Source organism: Bacillus sp. ISL-57 (genome assembly GCF_018613135.1).
Lineage (GTDB): Bacteria > Bacillota > Bacilli > Bacillales > DSM-1321 > Peribacillus > Peribacillus frigoritolerans.
The window spans coordinates 667569-683430 of sequence record NZ_JAGGQV010000001.1 but is presented as its reverse complement, the minus strand read 5'-3'; the positions used below and the strand labels follow the sequence as shown (position 1 = coordinate 683430).

The window sequence follows — 15862 nt, the reverse complement described above, 5'->3', positions numbered from 1 at the left end:
TGATCATTTATTAAGGCTGTTTTCACATACTTTGTTGCTATTTACCAAGTAGTGAGGTGTGGTTGATTTCCCCTCCAGATGCTCGCTTTCCGCGGGGCGGGCGGTGAGCCCCCTCGGCGTAAACGCCTGTGGGGTCTTCACCTGTCCCGCCACTCCCGCAGGAGTCTCGCACTTCCGCTCCAATCAACCTTAGATCGTTTCGTTTTAAAAACAACAACCTTTACGAAAAGAGCCTTTAAAATTAAACAAAAAACTGATCCTGCAATGGAGTTTTTCAAAGAAAGAGAAAAGGAAATCATTTAGGCTACTATACCGCAAAAAGCTCCACATTGGTTTATCCAAACCGTATATCGATCATTTCAAACTCCATTACATAAAAAGTGTAATGGAGTTTTTAAAGGGAACTAACCGACAGGCTGAGACGCCCGGCCACAGCCAGATTGGAATTCTTCCATATATAGCCTACTGGTCCCTGTTAAATAAAAATGGACGAATTGGGCTACTAACTAGACCGTAAGTTGTCCTATTGCATATAAAGGATTAATGAATGACAAGAGGGAGGCAGCTTATGAAAATTCGAAAGGCCATTATTCCGGCCGCAGGTCTAGGGACCCGATTTTTGCCTGCTACAAAAGCTCAGGCTAAGGAAATGCTGCCGATTGTTGATAAACCAACGATTCAATATATTGTTGAAGAAGCAGTAGCTTCGGGCATAGAGGAAATAATTATCATAATCGGTAGAGGAAAAAGATCAATAGAGGATCATTTTGATAAATCCTATGAGTTGGAAGATGCACTTTTAAGAAAAAATCAGCTTGATATTTTAGAGGAAGTTCAGAAAATATCCAGCTTGGCAAATATCTATTACGTCCGCCAAAAGGAGCCGATGGGGTTAGGACATGCAATTCTCTGTGCTAAAAGCTTCATTGGAAATGAACCTTTTGCCGTTTTGTTAGGGGATGACATCGTTATGTCTAATACACCCTGTCTGAAACAAATCATCAGTGTTTTTGAGTATTGCAACAGTTCAGTCGTAGCTGTTCAGAATGTTCCGGAAAAGGATGTCAGTAAATATGGAATTATTAAGCCAAAAGGGACAATGATTGAGCCAAACCTTTTTCATATAGATTCTTTGGTTGAAAAACCGAAAAGGGAAGAGGCGCCTTCCAGATATGCGATAATGGGGCGTTATGTTTTTAGACCCGAGATTTTTGAAACGCTTTCCAAGCTTCCGGTTGGACATGGTAATGAATTACAACTTACTGATGCCATTAATGAGCTAAATAAACAGCAGGCTGTATTAGCATATAACTTTGAGGGAAACCGATATGATATTGGTGATAAAGTTGGATTCATTAAGGCAACAATAGACTTTGCTTTGCGCAGGGATGATATAAGAGACGAGGTACTTTCCTATTTAAGGGATGTAAATAAGAAAGAAAACCTACAAATTATAAAGAGAGAGCTTGAATAATATGAAAATAGCTGTTTTGGGTACAGGTTATGTCGGGCTGTCCACTGGTGTTTGTTTGTCAGAAATAGGTCATAATGTCATTTGTATCGATACAGATGAACAGAAAATTAAAAGCCTACGTCAAGGGATTTCTCCAATATATGAACCTGGTTTGGAGAATTTGCTTGCTCAAAATGCTGCAGCGGGTAGACTGCTATTTACTACATCTCATCGAGAAGCGCTAAATGGTGCCGAGATTATCATCATTGCCGTAGGAACACCGCAAATGGAGGATGGGGGAGCAGATTTATCTTATATTGTGCAGGCCGCGAAGGATATTGCTGCTAACCTGGAACAGAGTTCAGTAGTCGTTATAAAGAGTACTGTGCCTGTTGGTACGAATGATTTTATTAAAAGCATCATTGAAGAACATTGTAACGAACGTGTTACCTTTAATATGGTATCAAATCCTGAATTTTTAAGACAAGGGTCTGCCGTCATGGATACGATGAAAGCAGATCGAATCATAATCGGTTCAGAAAATGATGAGGCTGCTAAGAAAGTGCAAGAAATGTATCGTCCATTAAATGTACCATTTATACTAACAAGCATTCGAAGTGCGGAAATGATTAAGTACGCATCTAATGCCTTTTTGGCGACCAAGATTAGCTTTATCAATGAAGTTGCCAATTTATGCGGAGTAGTGGGTGCAGATGTTAAAGATGTAGCAAAGGGAATGGGAAAAGATAAAAGGATCGGAGAAGCTTTTTTACAGCCCGGCATTGGTTATGGAGGATCTTGTTTTCCAAAGGATGTTAAGGCGTTGCTTCATGCTGCCAATTTAAATGGAGTACATTTTTCCCTGTTAAAAGAAACAGTAGCGATCAATGATTTTCAGCAGGAGCTCCTTGTAACGAAGGCGATAAATCGATTAGAAGATTTAAAAGGGAAAAAAGTTGCAATGCTTGGTCTAGCTTTCAAGCCAGAGACAGACGACATGAGGGAAGCACCATCAATCAAAATTGCGCGTTCATTAACAAAACTTGGAGCAGAAGTGGTCGCTTATGATCCGGTTGCAGTGGATAATGCGAAGAAAATATTAGGGAATACAATCAGATTTGCCAGCACAGTCCGTGAAGCGGCAGAGAATGCGGATGCTGTATTTATTGTTACCGAATGGAAAGAGTTTAGACATTTAGATTTGAAAACATTGATGACAACAATGAGACGGCCAATCGTTTTTGATGGTAGAAATTGTCTTGAAGAAGACCGAATCAGAGAGTGCAATAAAATTGAATATTACCCAATAGGAAGACCGGCAATTGTTATTGGAAAGACATAAAGCGAAAAAATTTTTTTCTTTAACTTAGACATGATTTTTTTGAAAACCTATATTAGGTTCAAACTGGAAATGCAGCACCTTTGATCCCTCTTGGGTGCTTTTTTATATTTCTAAAATATAAGAAAAATCTTCATGAACCATTAAACCTTAGATCAACATCAACTATAACATGTTATTTTTATTATCATTGTTTGCAAATGATCTTGTGTCATGGCACTTACTTCAATCCTTTTGTATTAGACAAAGCGCATACTCTAAGCCATTTAGCTTTACTGTATGTTATTAGTCCATGCGTACCTATAGAGTCCTGCATAATATACTTGAAAAGGTCCAGGAAATTAATTTACCATGCATGAAAGGAGATCATTTATTTGCACACAGTTATGCATTTGAACTTAAGAGTTGATCCGACCCAATATATCTCACAGATTCGAGAAGTTCCTGATTATGATTATATTCATATGGTACGACAACCTAAGTATATGATAGATCTTTCCCTTTTAAATGAGAAGGTTCATTATCTCAATGAAGTTTTTTCACCAAAAGAATATGTTAAAAGAAATAATATCTCCCTATTACATGCTCATCATGGCCAATTAGGGATGTTATTACTTCCTTTTAAAGAGGAAACAAACCTTCCGTTGGTAACAAGTATTAGAGGCAGGGATGCAACCCTAGCCAATCAGCCCATTGGCTATCTAGATAACATGAAAATGCTATTTGATCGAGGGGAGCGTTTTTTCCCAGTTTGTCAGTATTTAGCAGATAGGTTAATTGCTTGGGGTTGTCCTTCAGAAAAAATTAGAGTGTTATATGGGGGCGTTGACCTTAAAGAATTCAAATACCGGGCACCACATAAAGGGGACTCTCAAAACATTTTATCCATCGGTAGGTTGGTGGAAAAAAAAGGACATCACATCTTAATGCAAGCTTTCCAAAAAATCAGAGGTAAATTTCCAAATGCAACCTTGACGATAATCGGAAGAGGGGAGCTTGAAGAATATCTCATTTCTTTGGCAAATCAGCTTAATTTAGGTGACTCTTTTCGCTTATTAAACCATCTCCCTAAAGATCAAGTACGAAAACAAATGACCAATGCAGATATATTTTGCGCCGCGAGCTTAGAATCTGCCGATGGAGATGTAGAAGGTATACCTAATACATTAAAAGAAGCAATGGCGATTGGAGTACCAGTGATTTCGACCAATCATGCCGGCATCCCTGAATTAATAACTAATAACAAAGAAGGGGTTTTAGTACAAGAAAACAATGTAGATGAACTGGCAGATGCTCTTGAATTTATGCTGACGAACAGAGAGATATGGGAAACTTATACAGTAGCGGCTCGTCAAAAAGTAGAACAAAACTTTAACCTCGCCCAACAACTTCAACAACAAGCTGAATTTTATGATGAACTTGTAGCCCCTTATAAAGTAGGTAAACGATATTTAGTAACACCGCGCCAAGAAGATAAAAAAGTCCTTAAGGAGACTCCACAGTCTCAACAGCAAGGTAAGTATGATGGCGAAAGGATAAAGCCTGGAAAAAAAGCCGAATTAGCCAAAAAATCCCTTATTTATATGCAACAGCTACAACAGCTACAACAGCTTCAAGGGTATCAAGAGCTTCCACAGCTACAACAACTTAAACAGTTTCAGCAGCTTCAACGGCAAACTAAAGATAAAGTCAAAGATGAAGTTGTAGCATCTAATAAACATGAAAAAAAAGCTAAAGTACAACAGAGAGCTAAGGATCATGACGAAAAAATAGCTTCTCATAAAAAAGAGAAAAAGGCTCAGAAAGCCGAAAAAGTAAAAAAGGCCCTTTATAAAATTCAAAAATTTCAACAGCAGGCCATAGATGAGCAGTTAGGAGGAGATCATGGAGGACTTTAAAACCATTACTGTTACCAAAGGTGAAAAATCTTTGGAAATTCACAATCCAACTAGCTATTCGCTGATTGGAATGGGAGCTCAAGGTGCAGTTTTTCAACTTTCAGAAGATAAATGTGTAAAAATCTATTCAGACCCAATACAAGCGAAAATGGAGGAAGAAGCTCTTGCAGCTGGAAAACATCTACCCTTTATGCCTTTGATATATGATACAGGACCAAACTATATAGTCATGGAATATTTTAATGCCCCGACCTTAAAAGAATATCTGAGAAATTGTACGTATATCCCTGATTCTATAGTAAAGAAACTTCTCTATATATTAAAGGAATTAAAACAAGCAAAGTTCACCATGATAGATGCCCCTCTACGCCATATTTTTGTCGTCGGTAATGAGGAACTTAAGGTGATTGACCATGTGAATTCCTTCAAAAGGATACACCCTGTACCATTAAAATTATTAAGAGATTTGAAAATAATCCTTTTAAAGGACTCGTTCCTAGCTCAAGTGAAAAAGCTTGAACCGGACACCTTCAATGAGTGGGAGGATTATTTCAATCAAAATAGTTTGGACTTTAGAAATATTCCAGTCCTCTCAGGAGGTTCAGGTAATGGAGTGAAAGTGGATAGTGCCATAACACAAACCCTCATTGGAAAAGGGCATCAAGGTGCTGTTTATCGAGTGTCTGAAGAGACTTGCGTCAAACTTTATGGAAAAACTGAACATGCAAATCAGGAAAAAATGGTCCTTTTATCAAGTCAAGACTTGCCCTTTATACCGAAAGTCTTTGAAACAGGACCCAATTATATTTTAATGGAATATCTATTAGGACCAGATTTAAATACGTTTCTTAAAAAACAATCTGTACTTTCTGAGGACATCACAAAACGGTTACTCTATATATTGAAAACAATGGAAAAATCAGGTTTCAAACAAATTGATGCCCCATTACGACATATCATTATAACCAAGAATGGTTTTAAATTAGTCGACCATGTGTACTCTTTTTCACGTGAACAAAAAAGACCACTCGAGTTATTTAAAGACCTGCGGGAAAGAAATTTTTTAGATGCCTTTTTAGAACAAGTAAAGGCGATAGATCCCGGTACGTATGCTGAATGGACAAAAACACCAATCCCATTAGATGAAAATGAAAATACCCTTGTATAGTCATAGTTATCTAACCGTAACCGAGCATATAAAAAACCGATGATGATTTCGCATTCACCGGTTTCCAAGATGGTTTTAGCATAACCTCACTTACGTAAGTGCTAGTTGACAGCGGGTATGAGAGTGAAAAAACTCATGAGGCTTAAGCGAAGAAGATATCATGTCATTAGTGGGTTACGAATAAAACGTAAAACTATCTCCAATGAAAACTTTGAGTTTTTTTCCTCTTTTTATCCGTAATGATGAATTCTTTTCTGTTGGTGTAAAGAATCGAAAGTATCACACTTTATAAATAATGTAGTCAGTGTTCCTAAAAAGTGTCAGAATCCTAATGTAAAAGAAAGGATTGAAATGAATGCTATGAACATTTTAGTAACAGGGGCAGCAGGATTCATTGGTTTCCATTTAACAAAACGTTTGTTAGCCCTGGATAACAAGGTTATTGGAGTAGACAATATTAATGATTATTATGATGTTATTTTAAAAAACAATCGACTGAAGATATTAGAAGAAAACCCTGATTTTGAGTTCCACAAAATGGATTTGTCAAATAAAGAAAAATTAAATCAATTATTCAAAGACAGAACCATTGATATAGTCATTAACTTAGCAGCCCAGGCTGGAGTACGTTATAGCATAGAAAATCCGGATTCTTATGTTAATTCCAACCTTGTTGGGTTTGTCAATATCTTGGAGGTTTGTCGACACAATAACGTAAAGCACTTAATTTATGCATCCTCTAGTTCTGTATATGGAGCAAATACTAATATCCCCTTCTCAACCAAAGACCCAGTGGATCATCCAGTAAGTTTATACGCGGCCACTAAAAAGTCTAATGAATTAATGGCTCATACGTATAGTCATTTATATAATATTCCAACCACAGGACTTCGTTTCTTTACGGTGTATGGCCCATGGGGGAGACCTGATATGGCTTATTACTCTTTTACTAAAAATATTATCGAAGAGAAGACAATAAAGGTTTTTAATAATGGAGATATGAGAAGAGACTTCACTTATATTGATGATATTGTTGAAGGAATAGTCCGGTTACTTGAAAAACCACCGGTTCATAATATTGGATGGGACAGATCTAACCCTGATTCAAGTTCAAGCTATGCCCCATACAAAATTTATAATATCGGTAACAATAAACCTATAAAATTAATGGATTTCATTAACACATTGGAAAAACTAATTGGCAAAAAGGCAAAAGTAGAATTATTACCAATGCAACCGGGAGATGTTAAGGAGACATATGCAGATATTGCCGATTTACATGCTGATGTGGGGTTCCACCCTTCAACAACAATAGAAGAAGGTTTAGCTCATTTTGTAAATTGGTACAAAAAGTATAATAAATAAGAAAAATAAGGGGTTTGCAAACTTCAATGTTGCATATTAGGCAGCACTGTTCAATATATTTAAAGTTTAATCTAATATGTGAAAATGCAAAACCAAAGAGTGGGTATATGGACGAATAATCCAAGTGAAAAATATAGATTAAAAATTTTGTAAGTTATTAAAAGGAGAAAGTAATTTGAATCCTGAAAATATGAAAACTCCATTGGAAGTTCTTAATGAGTATAATTTGTCAGATTTTCTCATGACATCCATTAAACGAAATTCTACAAAAAAGCCTCTATTCAAATTAAATCCTCTGTTTGAAAACTACTTTAAAGTTTGTTTTGAAGATCTGCCATATAAAGACATTTATAAAGCTGATTCTATGTTCCCTCAAGAATTTCACAAACAAGTGAAACAAATTGCAGAACGAGGAAAATTAAAAAAATCAGGCAAATATCATGAACTTTCAGTTTTAGCAGAACGCGAAAAGAGAAAATTTCTTATTAAAGGGACTGAGGTGGCATGAAAACCATTGCTTATTTTGTAAGTGAAAACATTAAAACACACCAACGTTTTATATATAATCAAATCGTAAAAATAACTAACTATCGCACAATCGTAATCGGCCCATTCGACAATACCGACCGTACAGAATTCCCCTTTGAAAACTACTATAATATAAACAAAATTAAAGATCTAAAAAAGTTCTTCGAAGAACAAGATATCATAGCCATTCATGCTCATCACGGATCACACGGACAAGAGATTTTGCCTGTATGTGAAAAATATAATATTCCTTTGATTGTTAGCATTAGAGGACGAGATGGTTCGGACAGACCGGAAATTTTCAAAAAAAATGCTAAGCGATATTCAGCTTTAAATAAACATGGTGCACACTATTACCCTGTATGCCAATATCTTGCAGAAGGATTAAGAAGGTTAGGAATTCCGGCTAAGAATATGCATGTATTATATGGTGGTATCGAATTAGATCTTTTCCCCTATGCTAACCGCACTCTTCCTACAGTAGGCGAAATAAGAGTTCTATCGGTAGGTAGACTTGTAGACAAAAAAGGATTTGTAACTCTTATAAAGGCATTTAAACACATTTATTCACAATATCCAAATGCTAGACTGCATATTATTGGAGCAGGTGAAGATGAGAAACGAATTAAATCCACCATTGCAGAATATAACCTTAAAGATGTTGTGATTCTTAGAGGAGCTATGGATTCAAAACAGGTTTCGGACGAATTGAAAAAAGCCCATATCTTCTGTCTAGCAAGTCAGACAGCTAATAATGGTGATGTCGAAGGCATTCCTAATGCCTTAAAAGAAGCAATGGCTAGCGGTTTACCTGTCGTTTCCACTCGACACGCAGGAATCCCTGAATTAATTGAACATCAGAGAACAGGATACCTAGCGCCAGAAAAAAATGATTTGGAGTTAGCGAAAGGCATACAATTCTTTATAGAAAATCCAGATGTTTGGACCGACTATACGGAAAGAGCACGGAAAGTCATTGAAGAAAAATTTGATGTCAATAAACAAATTATTGAGCAACAAAGACTATATTCTCTTGTAAATACAGTGAAAACAGAAAATGCAACGGAAAAGAAAACGTATACGCAAACGGAAACGGAAAAGAAAACCAAAGCGGTAACGGAAAAGAATACGAATACGGAAACGGAAACGGAAACGGAAAAGAAAACCAAAACGGAATCGGAAACGGAAAAGAAAAAGAAAACCAAAGCGGAATCGGAAAAGAAAAAGGAAATGAAAAAGAAATCGAAAACAAAAACGAAAACGGAAAAGAGTAAAAAGAAAAAATAAATCAAGTTAGGAAACAGCAGAGCGTGAAGGAAAAGAAGAATAAATGACACTCTTCCAAAGTATTGGTAGGTAAAATGATTAGAGTGTAACCAACAACTTTGGAGGTAGCGCATTTGGCGATGCTACCACGTCCGTTACGGGATGAAGGGCGAGAAAAGGGAGCTAATGCTCTAGGAACGATGGTTAGACTTCATATTCAATTGATCGCTTGCAATGTGTATTACGATCAAAAGAAATGTTAAACAAAGCAAAAACATACAGGCAGGAGGAGCTGTATTTTCATGGACTGGAAGTCTTTATATACTATTTGGACTAGTTATCCCAATTTAAATAATGAAATGCGTTTAATGCTTGAAGAAATGAAGGATGATGAAATATCACTTGAAGACGCCTTTTATAAAAATTTGGAATTCGGGACAGGTGGTATGAGAGGGGAAATGGGTCCAGGTACGAATAGGATGAACATTTATACTGTGCGTAAAGCGACTTTAGGACTTGCTGAATATATTCAATCGTTTGGGAATGAGGCAAAATCCAGAGGAGTCGTAATTGCTTACGATTCAAGACATAAATCTCCCGAATTTGCATTGGAAGCAGCCAAGACTTTGGCCACAAAGGGAATCAAAGCTTATGTATTTGATGAATTACGCCCTACCCCACAGCTCTCTTTTTCTGTACGTAAGCTGAGTGCATTTGCAGGGATCGTCATTACAGCAAGCCATAATCCGCCTGAATATAATGGGTATAAAGTGTATGGTCCAGATGGGGCACAACTACTTCCTGAGGCGGTGGATCAAGTCATTAATTACGTGAACGCGATTGAAAGTGAGCTTTCCATTGTAGTGGAGGAAGAAGAAGCCCTAAAGGTCAGAGGCCTCATTCAAATCATTGGCGAGGAGCTGGATACTGCTTATAACGAGCATTTGCTCACTATTCCTGAAGATTCAAAGTTAGCAGATGAAATCGATGTAAAGCTCGTGTTTACACCACTTCATGGTACAGCCAATAAATCAGTAAAACGTGCTTTGCATGATTTAGGATATCGAAATGTCCATATTGTTAAGGAACAGGAATTGCCCGATGCTCATTTTCCTACTGTTAAAGTGCCTAATCCAGAGGAACATGCTGCGTTTGAATTGGCCATTGAGCTTGGAAAACGTGTTAATGCTGATTTATTGATTGCCACCGATCCGGATGCGGATAGGCTTGGAATTAGCGTGAAGAACAATGCTGGAAATTATGTCGTATTAACAGGCAACCAAACTGGCGCTCTCTTTTTGGATTATTTAATTTCACAAAAACAAAAGAAAGGGACCCTTCCTCAAAATGGAGTCGTATTAAAGACCATCGTGACTTCAGAAATAGGACGGGCGATTTCTGAGCAAAATGGTTTAAAAACTGTAGATGTTTTAACTGGATTTAAATACATTACAGAAAAAATCAATGAATACCAGACAAGTGGAGAACATTCTTTCCTGTTTGGCTATGAAGAAAGCTATGGATATTTGATCAAAGATTTTGCTCGTGATAAGGATGCCATACAGGCTACTATTCTGGCAGTGGAAGTCTGTGCCTATTACAAGAAGCAGGGTAAAACGATGTACGAAGGTTTACTGGATGTATTCGATAAATATGGATACTATATGGAAGATTTACGGTCGTTGACTTTAAAAGGAATTGAAGGTACGAAGCAAATTCAAGCGATTCTCAATGAATTCCGGAGTAATCCACCAAATCAAATCTCTGGTCATCAAGTCGTGATTCAAGAGGATTATCTCAGCAGTAAAAAATACATGTATGGGACAAATAGGGAAGAGGACATCAAACTCCCAAAGTCGAACGTATTAAAATACTTTCTTGAAGATGGGACATGGGTATGTTTACGCCCTTCCGGAACAGAACCTAAAATAAAATTTTATTTCGGTGTTCAAGGAAGCTCGATGAAGGAAGCTCAGGGAAAATTATCCGCCGTTACGACAGACTTTATGAAAAGTATCAATAAAATGCTTTAAAGAAGTACCCTCATTCAGAGGATTTTCATAAAAACCTAGAGTCAGCATTCAAGAAATGCTGACCTTTTTTTGTCCATTAATGGATAGCACCCATCCTTTTCATAAAAACCCTTCTTAAAAATCAAGAATTCCGGCGGGGCGAATTAAGTGTGGCTGAATAGGGTTTATCCAAACATGTTCAGGGGATCGGGGGCTTATGCGGATATGCATGACTATTCGACACTTATTGGAATATTGAGCATATAATATACTATTCCAATCCACCAAATCCCCCTATGATAGTAGCCTTGCTGATACCGTATGACGTTACGTAGTACAGTTGTACAGGCCCTAGGATGGACCTTATGAAAGGTGCTAAATAGGGAGGTTTTTTTTTTTTTGGATCCTCATCGGCGTTCATATTGAGGCATTTCCCAATGAGACAAGCCTTGAAATATCACTTTAAAGTCTTAAGACACGTACATTTAACATCATACATAATCGAACATTCTAACAATAAAACGAACGTCCTATATGGTTGGAATAATAAACGCGGCTGGACATTAAGTGAATTTTTGTACCTTTAAGTACATTTCTAATTTGATTATGCTTCCCTAGCTCGTATTTCAATAATACTTCTGTAATATGGAACAGGCTCACGAAATTATCGCTGGCTCCAAAAAACGCCTATGCTTTTATATACAGTTGCTGTGATTATTGAAAACAGGGTATTAATTTTAAAAGCCATGGAATAAAGTATTAGAAGTTAAATGGAGCTATTTCATCTGTATTCGTTTATCACCAACTTTCTTCCTTTTTATTATTTAAAAGCAGGGAAAGAAAGTTGCTGTCTTTTTAAAAGAAGTTCATGAGATTGACATTTTCTTTTTTTGAAAAAAGGTCTATTCCCTACGAAGGTGAGTGAACATGAAAAATAGAATTAAAACAAAAGTGATAAAAATAATCAGTGGAAACAAGGTAACTGGTTTAACTGTTCAAGTTGCAGATACTCAAAGAAAAAGAGAAAAGGGCTTGATGTTTGTCGGAAAATTACCCGAAAATGAGGGGATGTTATTTGTGTTTTCAGAAGAAACATATGGTGGATTTTGGATGAAAAACACATTTATCCCTTTATCCATCGCTTTTCTTGATTCATATGGGGTAATTCTAAAAATACTTGATATGAAACCTTGTATAGATGATTATTGCCCTACCTATGATCCAGGAATTTTTTATTATTATGCAATTGAAGTGAATCTTGGATGGTTTGAAAAGAATCAAATCAAAAAAGGGGACTATGTAAAGTTTAATTGATTCCTATCCCCACCTCTAATTCTTGGAGGTGAAATTTTAAAAATGGGTATTTATGTTGATTATGCTAGGAAGCTTGTGAATAGTTTTACTAAACGAACATGGTGTTTTCCCTTCATTACCGGAAGCTCAGCAGCTCCTTTTCCTATGCAACTAGAGAGGGAGGTTTCTTGAAGGGTCAACTTATATTTAACTTTTCTCCGTTCCTAACAAAGGCTACCCCCAGTGGATTTAAATTATGCCAAGCCATATTCCTCAGTTATGAATTCAAAAGAAGTTTGACAGCATGATTATTAAATTTTGAGTAGTGTAGAAATATCTCCAAAAAATCTATTGCTGTATAGAAAAAATCTTCTAAATGAGGAACTACAATTTTAATATTTCACTACATAGAAGTAGATGAATTCAAAAAAGCCTTCTTAAAAAAAGAAACCGAACTCAAATGACCGGTTTTCTTTTTGATTATGGCTCTTTTTTGGAGCGGAAGTGCGGGGCTCCAGCGGGTGCAGCGGGACAGGTGAGACCCCACAGGCGTTTACGCCGAGGAGGCTCACCGCCCGCCCCGCGGAAAGCGAGCATCTGGAGGGTAACAACTCACTACTTGGTAAATAGCAACAAAGTATGTGAAAACAGCCTTGATTTTTTGTTTATATATTAATCGCCCCAATAAAATTTCAAATGGACCATTCAGATTTATGTTTTTCCAATAAAGTCGCCAAAACGAGAGAAAGAGACCAAATTCCTACTGCAATCATAGCAGCTATAACCTCTACTCACACGCCCTCCTAAATCAAGTGTTACTGGTGATAGCAATAGCACGGGCATTGTCTCATTCCAAGCATAGAAAGTTAATGAACGTTTTCCTAAAGCCATTAAAGAATGGTTAATGTATCCAGATTTTTTAACCTTGCCCTTCATTCCACGGGGAGCCATGCAGCAAGAAAGCACCTATCCTTGGCGTTTGTAGATCCTTTAACATCTTATGCTGCCTGCTTTTGTTTCTGGTCTAAGCGATGACTCAGGAAAGTTAAAAGACTTGCCAAGATAGCAATCAGCCCGCCTACCCATGTGACACTCATCAAATTTCCCTGATGGTAAACAATTCCGCCTAATGCGGAACCAAAGGCGATACCAACATTGCTTGCCACAGGCATCAGTGAAGCAGCCAATCCTGTAGCTTTAGGTTGATAAATACCTGCTAGGTCTATCAAATATAGCTGGGTAGATGTTGTTAAAAGGATGGCCATTAATGACATCAAGCTAATGTTAACCAAGCCAAAGATAAAATTATCTGTCGTCCAATATAAACTGATCAGGACAACTGCTTGCACGAGAAAAACAAACCGGAGGCGTCCGATGGCATTGTAGCTGGCAATTTTACCAGCGAGTATGTTGCTAAAAATGGAAATGAATCCGTAGCCAAACAAGATCCAACTGATTGAACCACTTGGTGCTTCCATTCCTTTCAGGATCGGAACAAGATACGTATAAACGGCATACGTCGCTCCAAAACCAAGCGATGGTATGAAAAAAGCCATTAAGATTCGCGGGTGTGTCAACAAAGAAAATTGATCACGCATTGAGCTACGGAATGGACTGTGCATAGTAGGCAAAATGAAGAAAGATGCCAAAAACGCAATACCTCCAAGAAAAGTCGTTAACAGAAAGGTTGCATTCCAGTCGTACCTTTCAGCGATGACAGTGCCAATTGGTACTCCGATCACGTTTGCAAGTGTAAAACCACCGAAAACGAATGATATAGCAAGTCCACGTTTTGCGATTGGCATGTTTTCACTGGCAACGATCATGGCAAGAGAAATTAAAACTCCTGTTACAATCGCAGTCATCATCCGAAGTGCAAGGAGCATGACATAGGTCGTCGAAATCACGCACAAAGCATTCAGGATAATGAACGAACCTATCAAAAACAACATCCATTTCCGTTTCGGAAAATGGCTGGTTGCCGACATCACAAGCGGTGTGGCAATGGCAAACGTAATGGCAAACGCAGAAACGAGTGTGCCTGCTTTTGCATTTGTAATATGGAGACTCGAAGAAATGTCGGTTAAGATCCCGACGATAACAAATTCGCTTGTCCCGAGAACAAATGTTAATAAAGTAAGTGTTAAGATGAGCAGCCAATGCCGCTTGGTTAATACTGTGGTGTGCATAAATACCTCTTTCCTTGATGAATGTAAAAGTTGTCACAGGGTGGAAAAACAATCTATCTATCATAACATAAAACATTTTTATGAGGAAAACCCTTGCATAGTTACCATTGATTATTTCCTGCTAAAAAAGCTTGTACCTTAATCATTCACTCATTTTACCGTAACCTGCTATGTTAGAAAACAAAAAAAATTTGAAACGGATTAATAAGGAAAAGCATAAGGGGAACAAAATAATAAAAATGTAATACTCTATATCAGGGAGAAGACATAAATCAAACAAGAAGGATGGGATCCTGATGGTTGATGAAAAAAAACGTGAACAATGGAAAGAGAAAGTTATCGAAAATCTGAAGAGGGAAGCTGTCAAAAATATCATAGCAATAACGGGAGACCTAGCAAAATTAGATGCTAAAGTCAATAATACTTACACTGTATACATCAAGGATGGAAGGATGATAAAGAAGCAAACAAATGGGAAGTGTGTTGTCATTAATGGGAAAATACAAGGATAAAAAGTTATGCAGGAATAATGAGTGCACTTTTTAGAATAAGTTGGTGGACAGTTTCCTGCCTTTAAACCGGGTAAGGGTAAAGACGATAAAATAGTTGTATAGCGTAAAAAAATACTCTGGAGAATAACTCATCCCAGAGTATTTTTTTGTACTTGGCTGCGGTAGCTAGGCATCTATTTTTCCGAGGCAACAAAACAAAAATATCAAAACTTAGCTAAAACAAATTGACAATGATAATCATTATCACATAAAATACTAATTGAAAATGATTATCAATTTCGAACGGTTCTCTGCATTTCAAATAGGCGGTACCCGTCAAAAACAAACGGACTGACCAAGTGCCGAGGTTGAAGAAGGATTCAAAAAAACTGAATGTGAGTGGAGGAGGAGCACCTATGGATAAAAATTTTATAATAGTAGAACGTTTTCAGCAAGAAGTAAGCTGCTGCTGTCCGGGTCAAAGGCACCAACATATAATTGAGTTTCTTCAAGGGGATGTTTGGACAATTACAAATGAACGGAAGTATATTGATTGCCTAGGGTGGCACTCTTTAATAGTTGTCAACAACGATTTTCAATTTTTTATGCACGTGGAAGATATCGAGGAACTGTATTCCAAGGGCAGCATTTGCTCCATTTTGGATTTGAACCTTAAAATTAACCATTTGCGTTTTAAAGTAAACGAAGCACTCGATGCACATAATAGGGAGTCATTTCTTTCATTTTCCGATGAACTGAGCAACGTACAAAAAATTAAGAATAAAATGAACTCTGGTGATGTACATGCTTTTTAAGAAGGCAAATTACATGTACATATAAATTAGTTGGAAGGGGGACTT

At 37.2% G+C, this 15862-nt stretch carries 14 protein-coding genes; 12 read left to right on the top strand and 2 right to left on the bottom strand.

The features are described from left to right. The first annotated feature begins 568 nt into the window (after nucleotides 1-568). From galU to J7I90_RS03215, 10 genes are all read left to right on the top strand, one after another. Nucleotides 569-1474 carry a UTP--glucose-1-phosphate uridylyltransferase GalU gene (gene galU, locus J7I90_RS03255; protein ID WP_214768371.1) on the top strand — a complete coding sequence of 302 codons (906 nt, stop codon included), beginning with the start codon at nucleotides 569-571 and terminating at the stop codon, nucleotides 1472-1474. Between the two features lies 1 nt (nucleotide 1475). Continuing rightward, complete coding sequence (locus tag J7I90_RS03250; protein ID WP_214768370.1) at nucleotides 1476-2795, top strand: UDP-glucose dehydrogenase family protein; 1320 nt, start codon at nucleotides 1476-1478, stop codon at nucleotides 2793-2795. A 371-nt stretch (nucleotides 2796-3166) separates the two neighbouring features. Then, entirely contained in the window at nucleotides 3167-4690 is a 1524-nt protein-coding gene (locus tag J7I90_RS03245) for a glycosyltransferase (RefSeq protein ID WP_214768369.1), read from the top strand. Next, nucleotides 4677-5858, top strand: coding sequence for a hypothetical protein (locus J7I90_RS03240; RefSeq protein ID WP_214768368.1), 1182 nt, complete (start codon nucleotides 4677-4679; stop codon nucleotides 5856-5858). The genes J7I90_RS03245 and J7I90_RS03240 overlap by 14 nt, the downstream gene beginning before the upstream one ends. 360 nt (nucleotides 5859-6218) lie before the next feature. Next, nucleotides 6219-7223, top strand: a complete 1005-nt coding sequence (locus J7I90_RS03235; protein ID WP_214768413.1) for an NAD-dependent epimerase — start codon at nucleotides 6219-6221, stop codon at nucleotides 7221-7223. A 175-nt stretch (nucleotides 7224-7398) separates the two neighbouring features. Beyond that, on the top strand, nucleotides 7399-7731 hold the full coding sequence (locus J7I90_RS03230) for a hypothetical protein (RefSeq protein WP_214768367.1): 333 nt from the start codon (nucleotides 7399-7401) through the stop codon (nucleotides 7729-7731). Then, nucleotides 7728-9038 carry a glycosyltransferase gene (locus tag J7I90_RS03225; protein ID WP_251025057.1) on the top strand — a complete coding sequence of 437 codons (1311 nt, stop codon included), beginning with the start codon at nucleotides 7728-7730 and terminating at the stop codon, nucleotides 9036-9038. Before J7I90_RS03230 ends, J7I90_RS03225 begins: the two co-directional genes overlap by 4 nt. 113 nt (nucleotides 9039-9151) lie before the next feature. Then, on the top strand, nucleotides 9152-9280 hold the full coding sequence (locus tag J7I90_RS27670; protein WP_285289401.1) for a hypothetical protein: 129 nt from the start codon (nucleotides 9152-9154) through the stop codon (nucleotides 9278-9280). Between the two features lie 39 nt (nucleotides 9281-9319). Continuing rightward, nucleotides 9320-11050 carry a phospho-sugar mutase gene (locus J7I90_RS03220; RefSeq protein ID WP_214768366.1) on the top strand — a complete coding sequence of 577 codons (1731 nt, stop codon included), beginning with the start codon at nucleotides 9320-9322 and terminating at the stop codon, nucleotides 11048-11050. A gap of 906 nt (nucleotides 11051-11956) precedes the next feature. Then, on the top strand, nucleotides 11957-12343 hold the full coding sequence (locus tag J7I90_RS03215) for a DUF192 domain-containing protein (RefSeq protein ID WP_214768365.1): 387 nt from the start codon (nucleotides 11957-11959) through the stop codon (nucleotides 12341-12343). Nucleotides 12344-13033: 690 nt separating this feature from the next. On the opposite strand, the gene J7I90_RS27170 is transcribed toward J7I90_RS03215, so the two are convergent. Then, a complete protein-coding gene (locus J7I90_RS27170; RefSeq protein WP_251025089.1) occupies nucleotides 13034-13213 on the bottom strand; it encodes an acyltransferase family protein in 180 nt (59 codons plus the stop codon). A gap of 107 nt (nucleotides 13214-13320) precedes the next feature. Then, entirely contained in the window at nucleotides 13321-14511 is a 1191-nt protein-coding gene (locus tag J7I90_RS03210; protein ID WP_214768364.1) for an MFS transporter, read from the bottom strand. Between the two features lie 296 nt (nucleotides 14512-14807). Between J7I90_RS03210 and J7I90_RS03205 the strand changes: the two genes are divergently transcribed. Both J7I90_RS03205 and J7I90_RS03200 read left to right on the top strand, forming a co-directional pair. Beyond that, nucleotides 14808-15023: a hypothetical protein gene (locus tag J7I90_RS03205; protein WP_095391132.1), complete on the top strand. Its 216-nt coding sequence runs from the start codon at nucleotides 14808-14810 to the stop codon at nucleotides 15021-15023. A gap of 395 nt (nucleotides 15024-15418) precedes the next feature. Next, nucleotides 15419-15817: a hypothetical protein gene (locus J7I90_RS03200; RefSeq protein ID WP_214768363.1), complete on the top strand. Its 399-nt coding sequence runs from the start codon at nucleotides 15419-15421 to the stop codon at nucleotides 15815-15817. The last annotated feature ends 45 nt before the right edge of the window (nucleotides 15818-15862 follow it).

Bases quoted from the DNA above. Each gene is read 5' to 3' on its own strand.
- galU (WP_214768371.1), top strand. From the start codon at position 569: ATGAAAATTCGAAAGGCCATTATTCCGGCCGCAGGTCTAGGGACCCGA.
- J7I90_RS03250 (WP_214768370.1), top strand. From the start codon at position 1,476: ATGAAAATAGCTGTTTTGGGTACAGGTTATGTCGGGCTGTCCACTGGT.
- J7I90_RS03240 (WP_214768368.1), top strand. From the start codon at position 4,677: ATGGAGGACTTTAAAACCATTACTGTTACCAAAGGTGAAAAATCTTTG.
- J7I90_RS03235 (WP_214768413.1), top strand. From the start codon at position 6,219: ATGAACATTTTAGTAACAGGGGCAGCAGGATTCATTGGTTTCCATTTA.
- J7I90_RS03225 (WP_251025057.1), top strand. From the start codon at position 7,728: ATGAAAACCATTGCTTATTTTGTAAGTGAAAACATTAAAACACACCAA.
- J7I90_RS03220 (WP_214768366.1), top strand. From the start codon at position 9,320: ATGGACTGGAAGTCTTTATATACTATTTGGACTAGTTATCCCAATTTA.
- J7I90_RS03215 (WP_214768365.1), top strand. From the start codon at position 11,957: ATGAAAAATAGAATTAAAACAAAAGTGATAAAAATAATCAGTGGAAAC.
- J7I90_RS27170 (WP_251025089.1), bottom strand. From the start codon at position 13,213: ATGGCTTTAGGAAAACGTTCATTAACTTTCTATGCTTGGAATGAGACA.
- J7I90_RS03210 (WP_214768364.1), bottom strand. From the start codon at position 14,511: ATGCACACCACAGTATTAACCAAGCGGCATTGGCTGCTCATCTTAACA.
- J7I90_RS03205 (WP_095391132.1), top strand. From the start codon at position 14,808: ATGGTTGATGAAAAAAAACGTGAACAATGGAAAGAGAAAGTTATCGAA.
- J7I90_RS03200 (WP_214768363.1), top strand. From the start codon at position 15,419: ATGGATAAAAATTTTATAATAGTAGAACGTTTTCAGCAAGAAGTAAGC.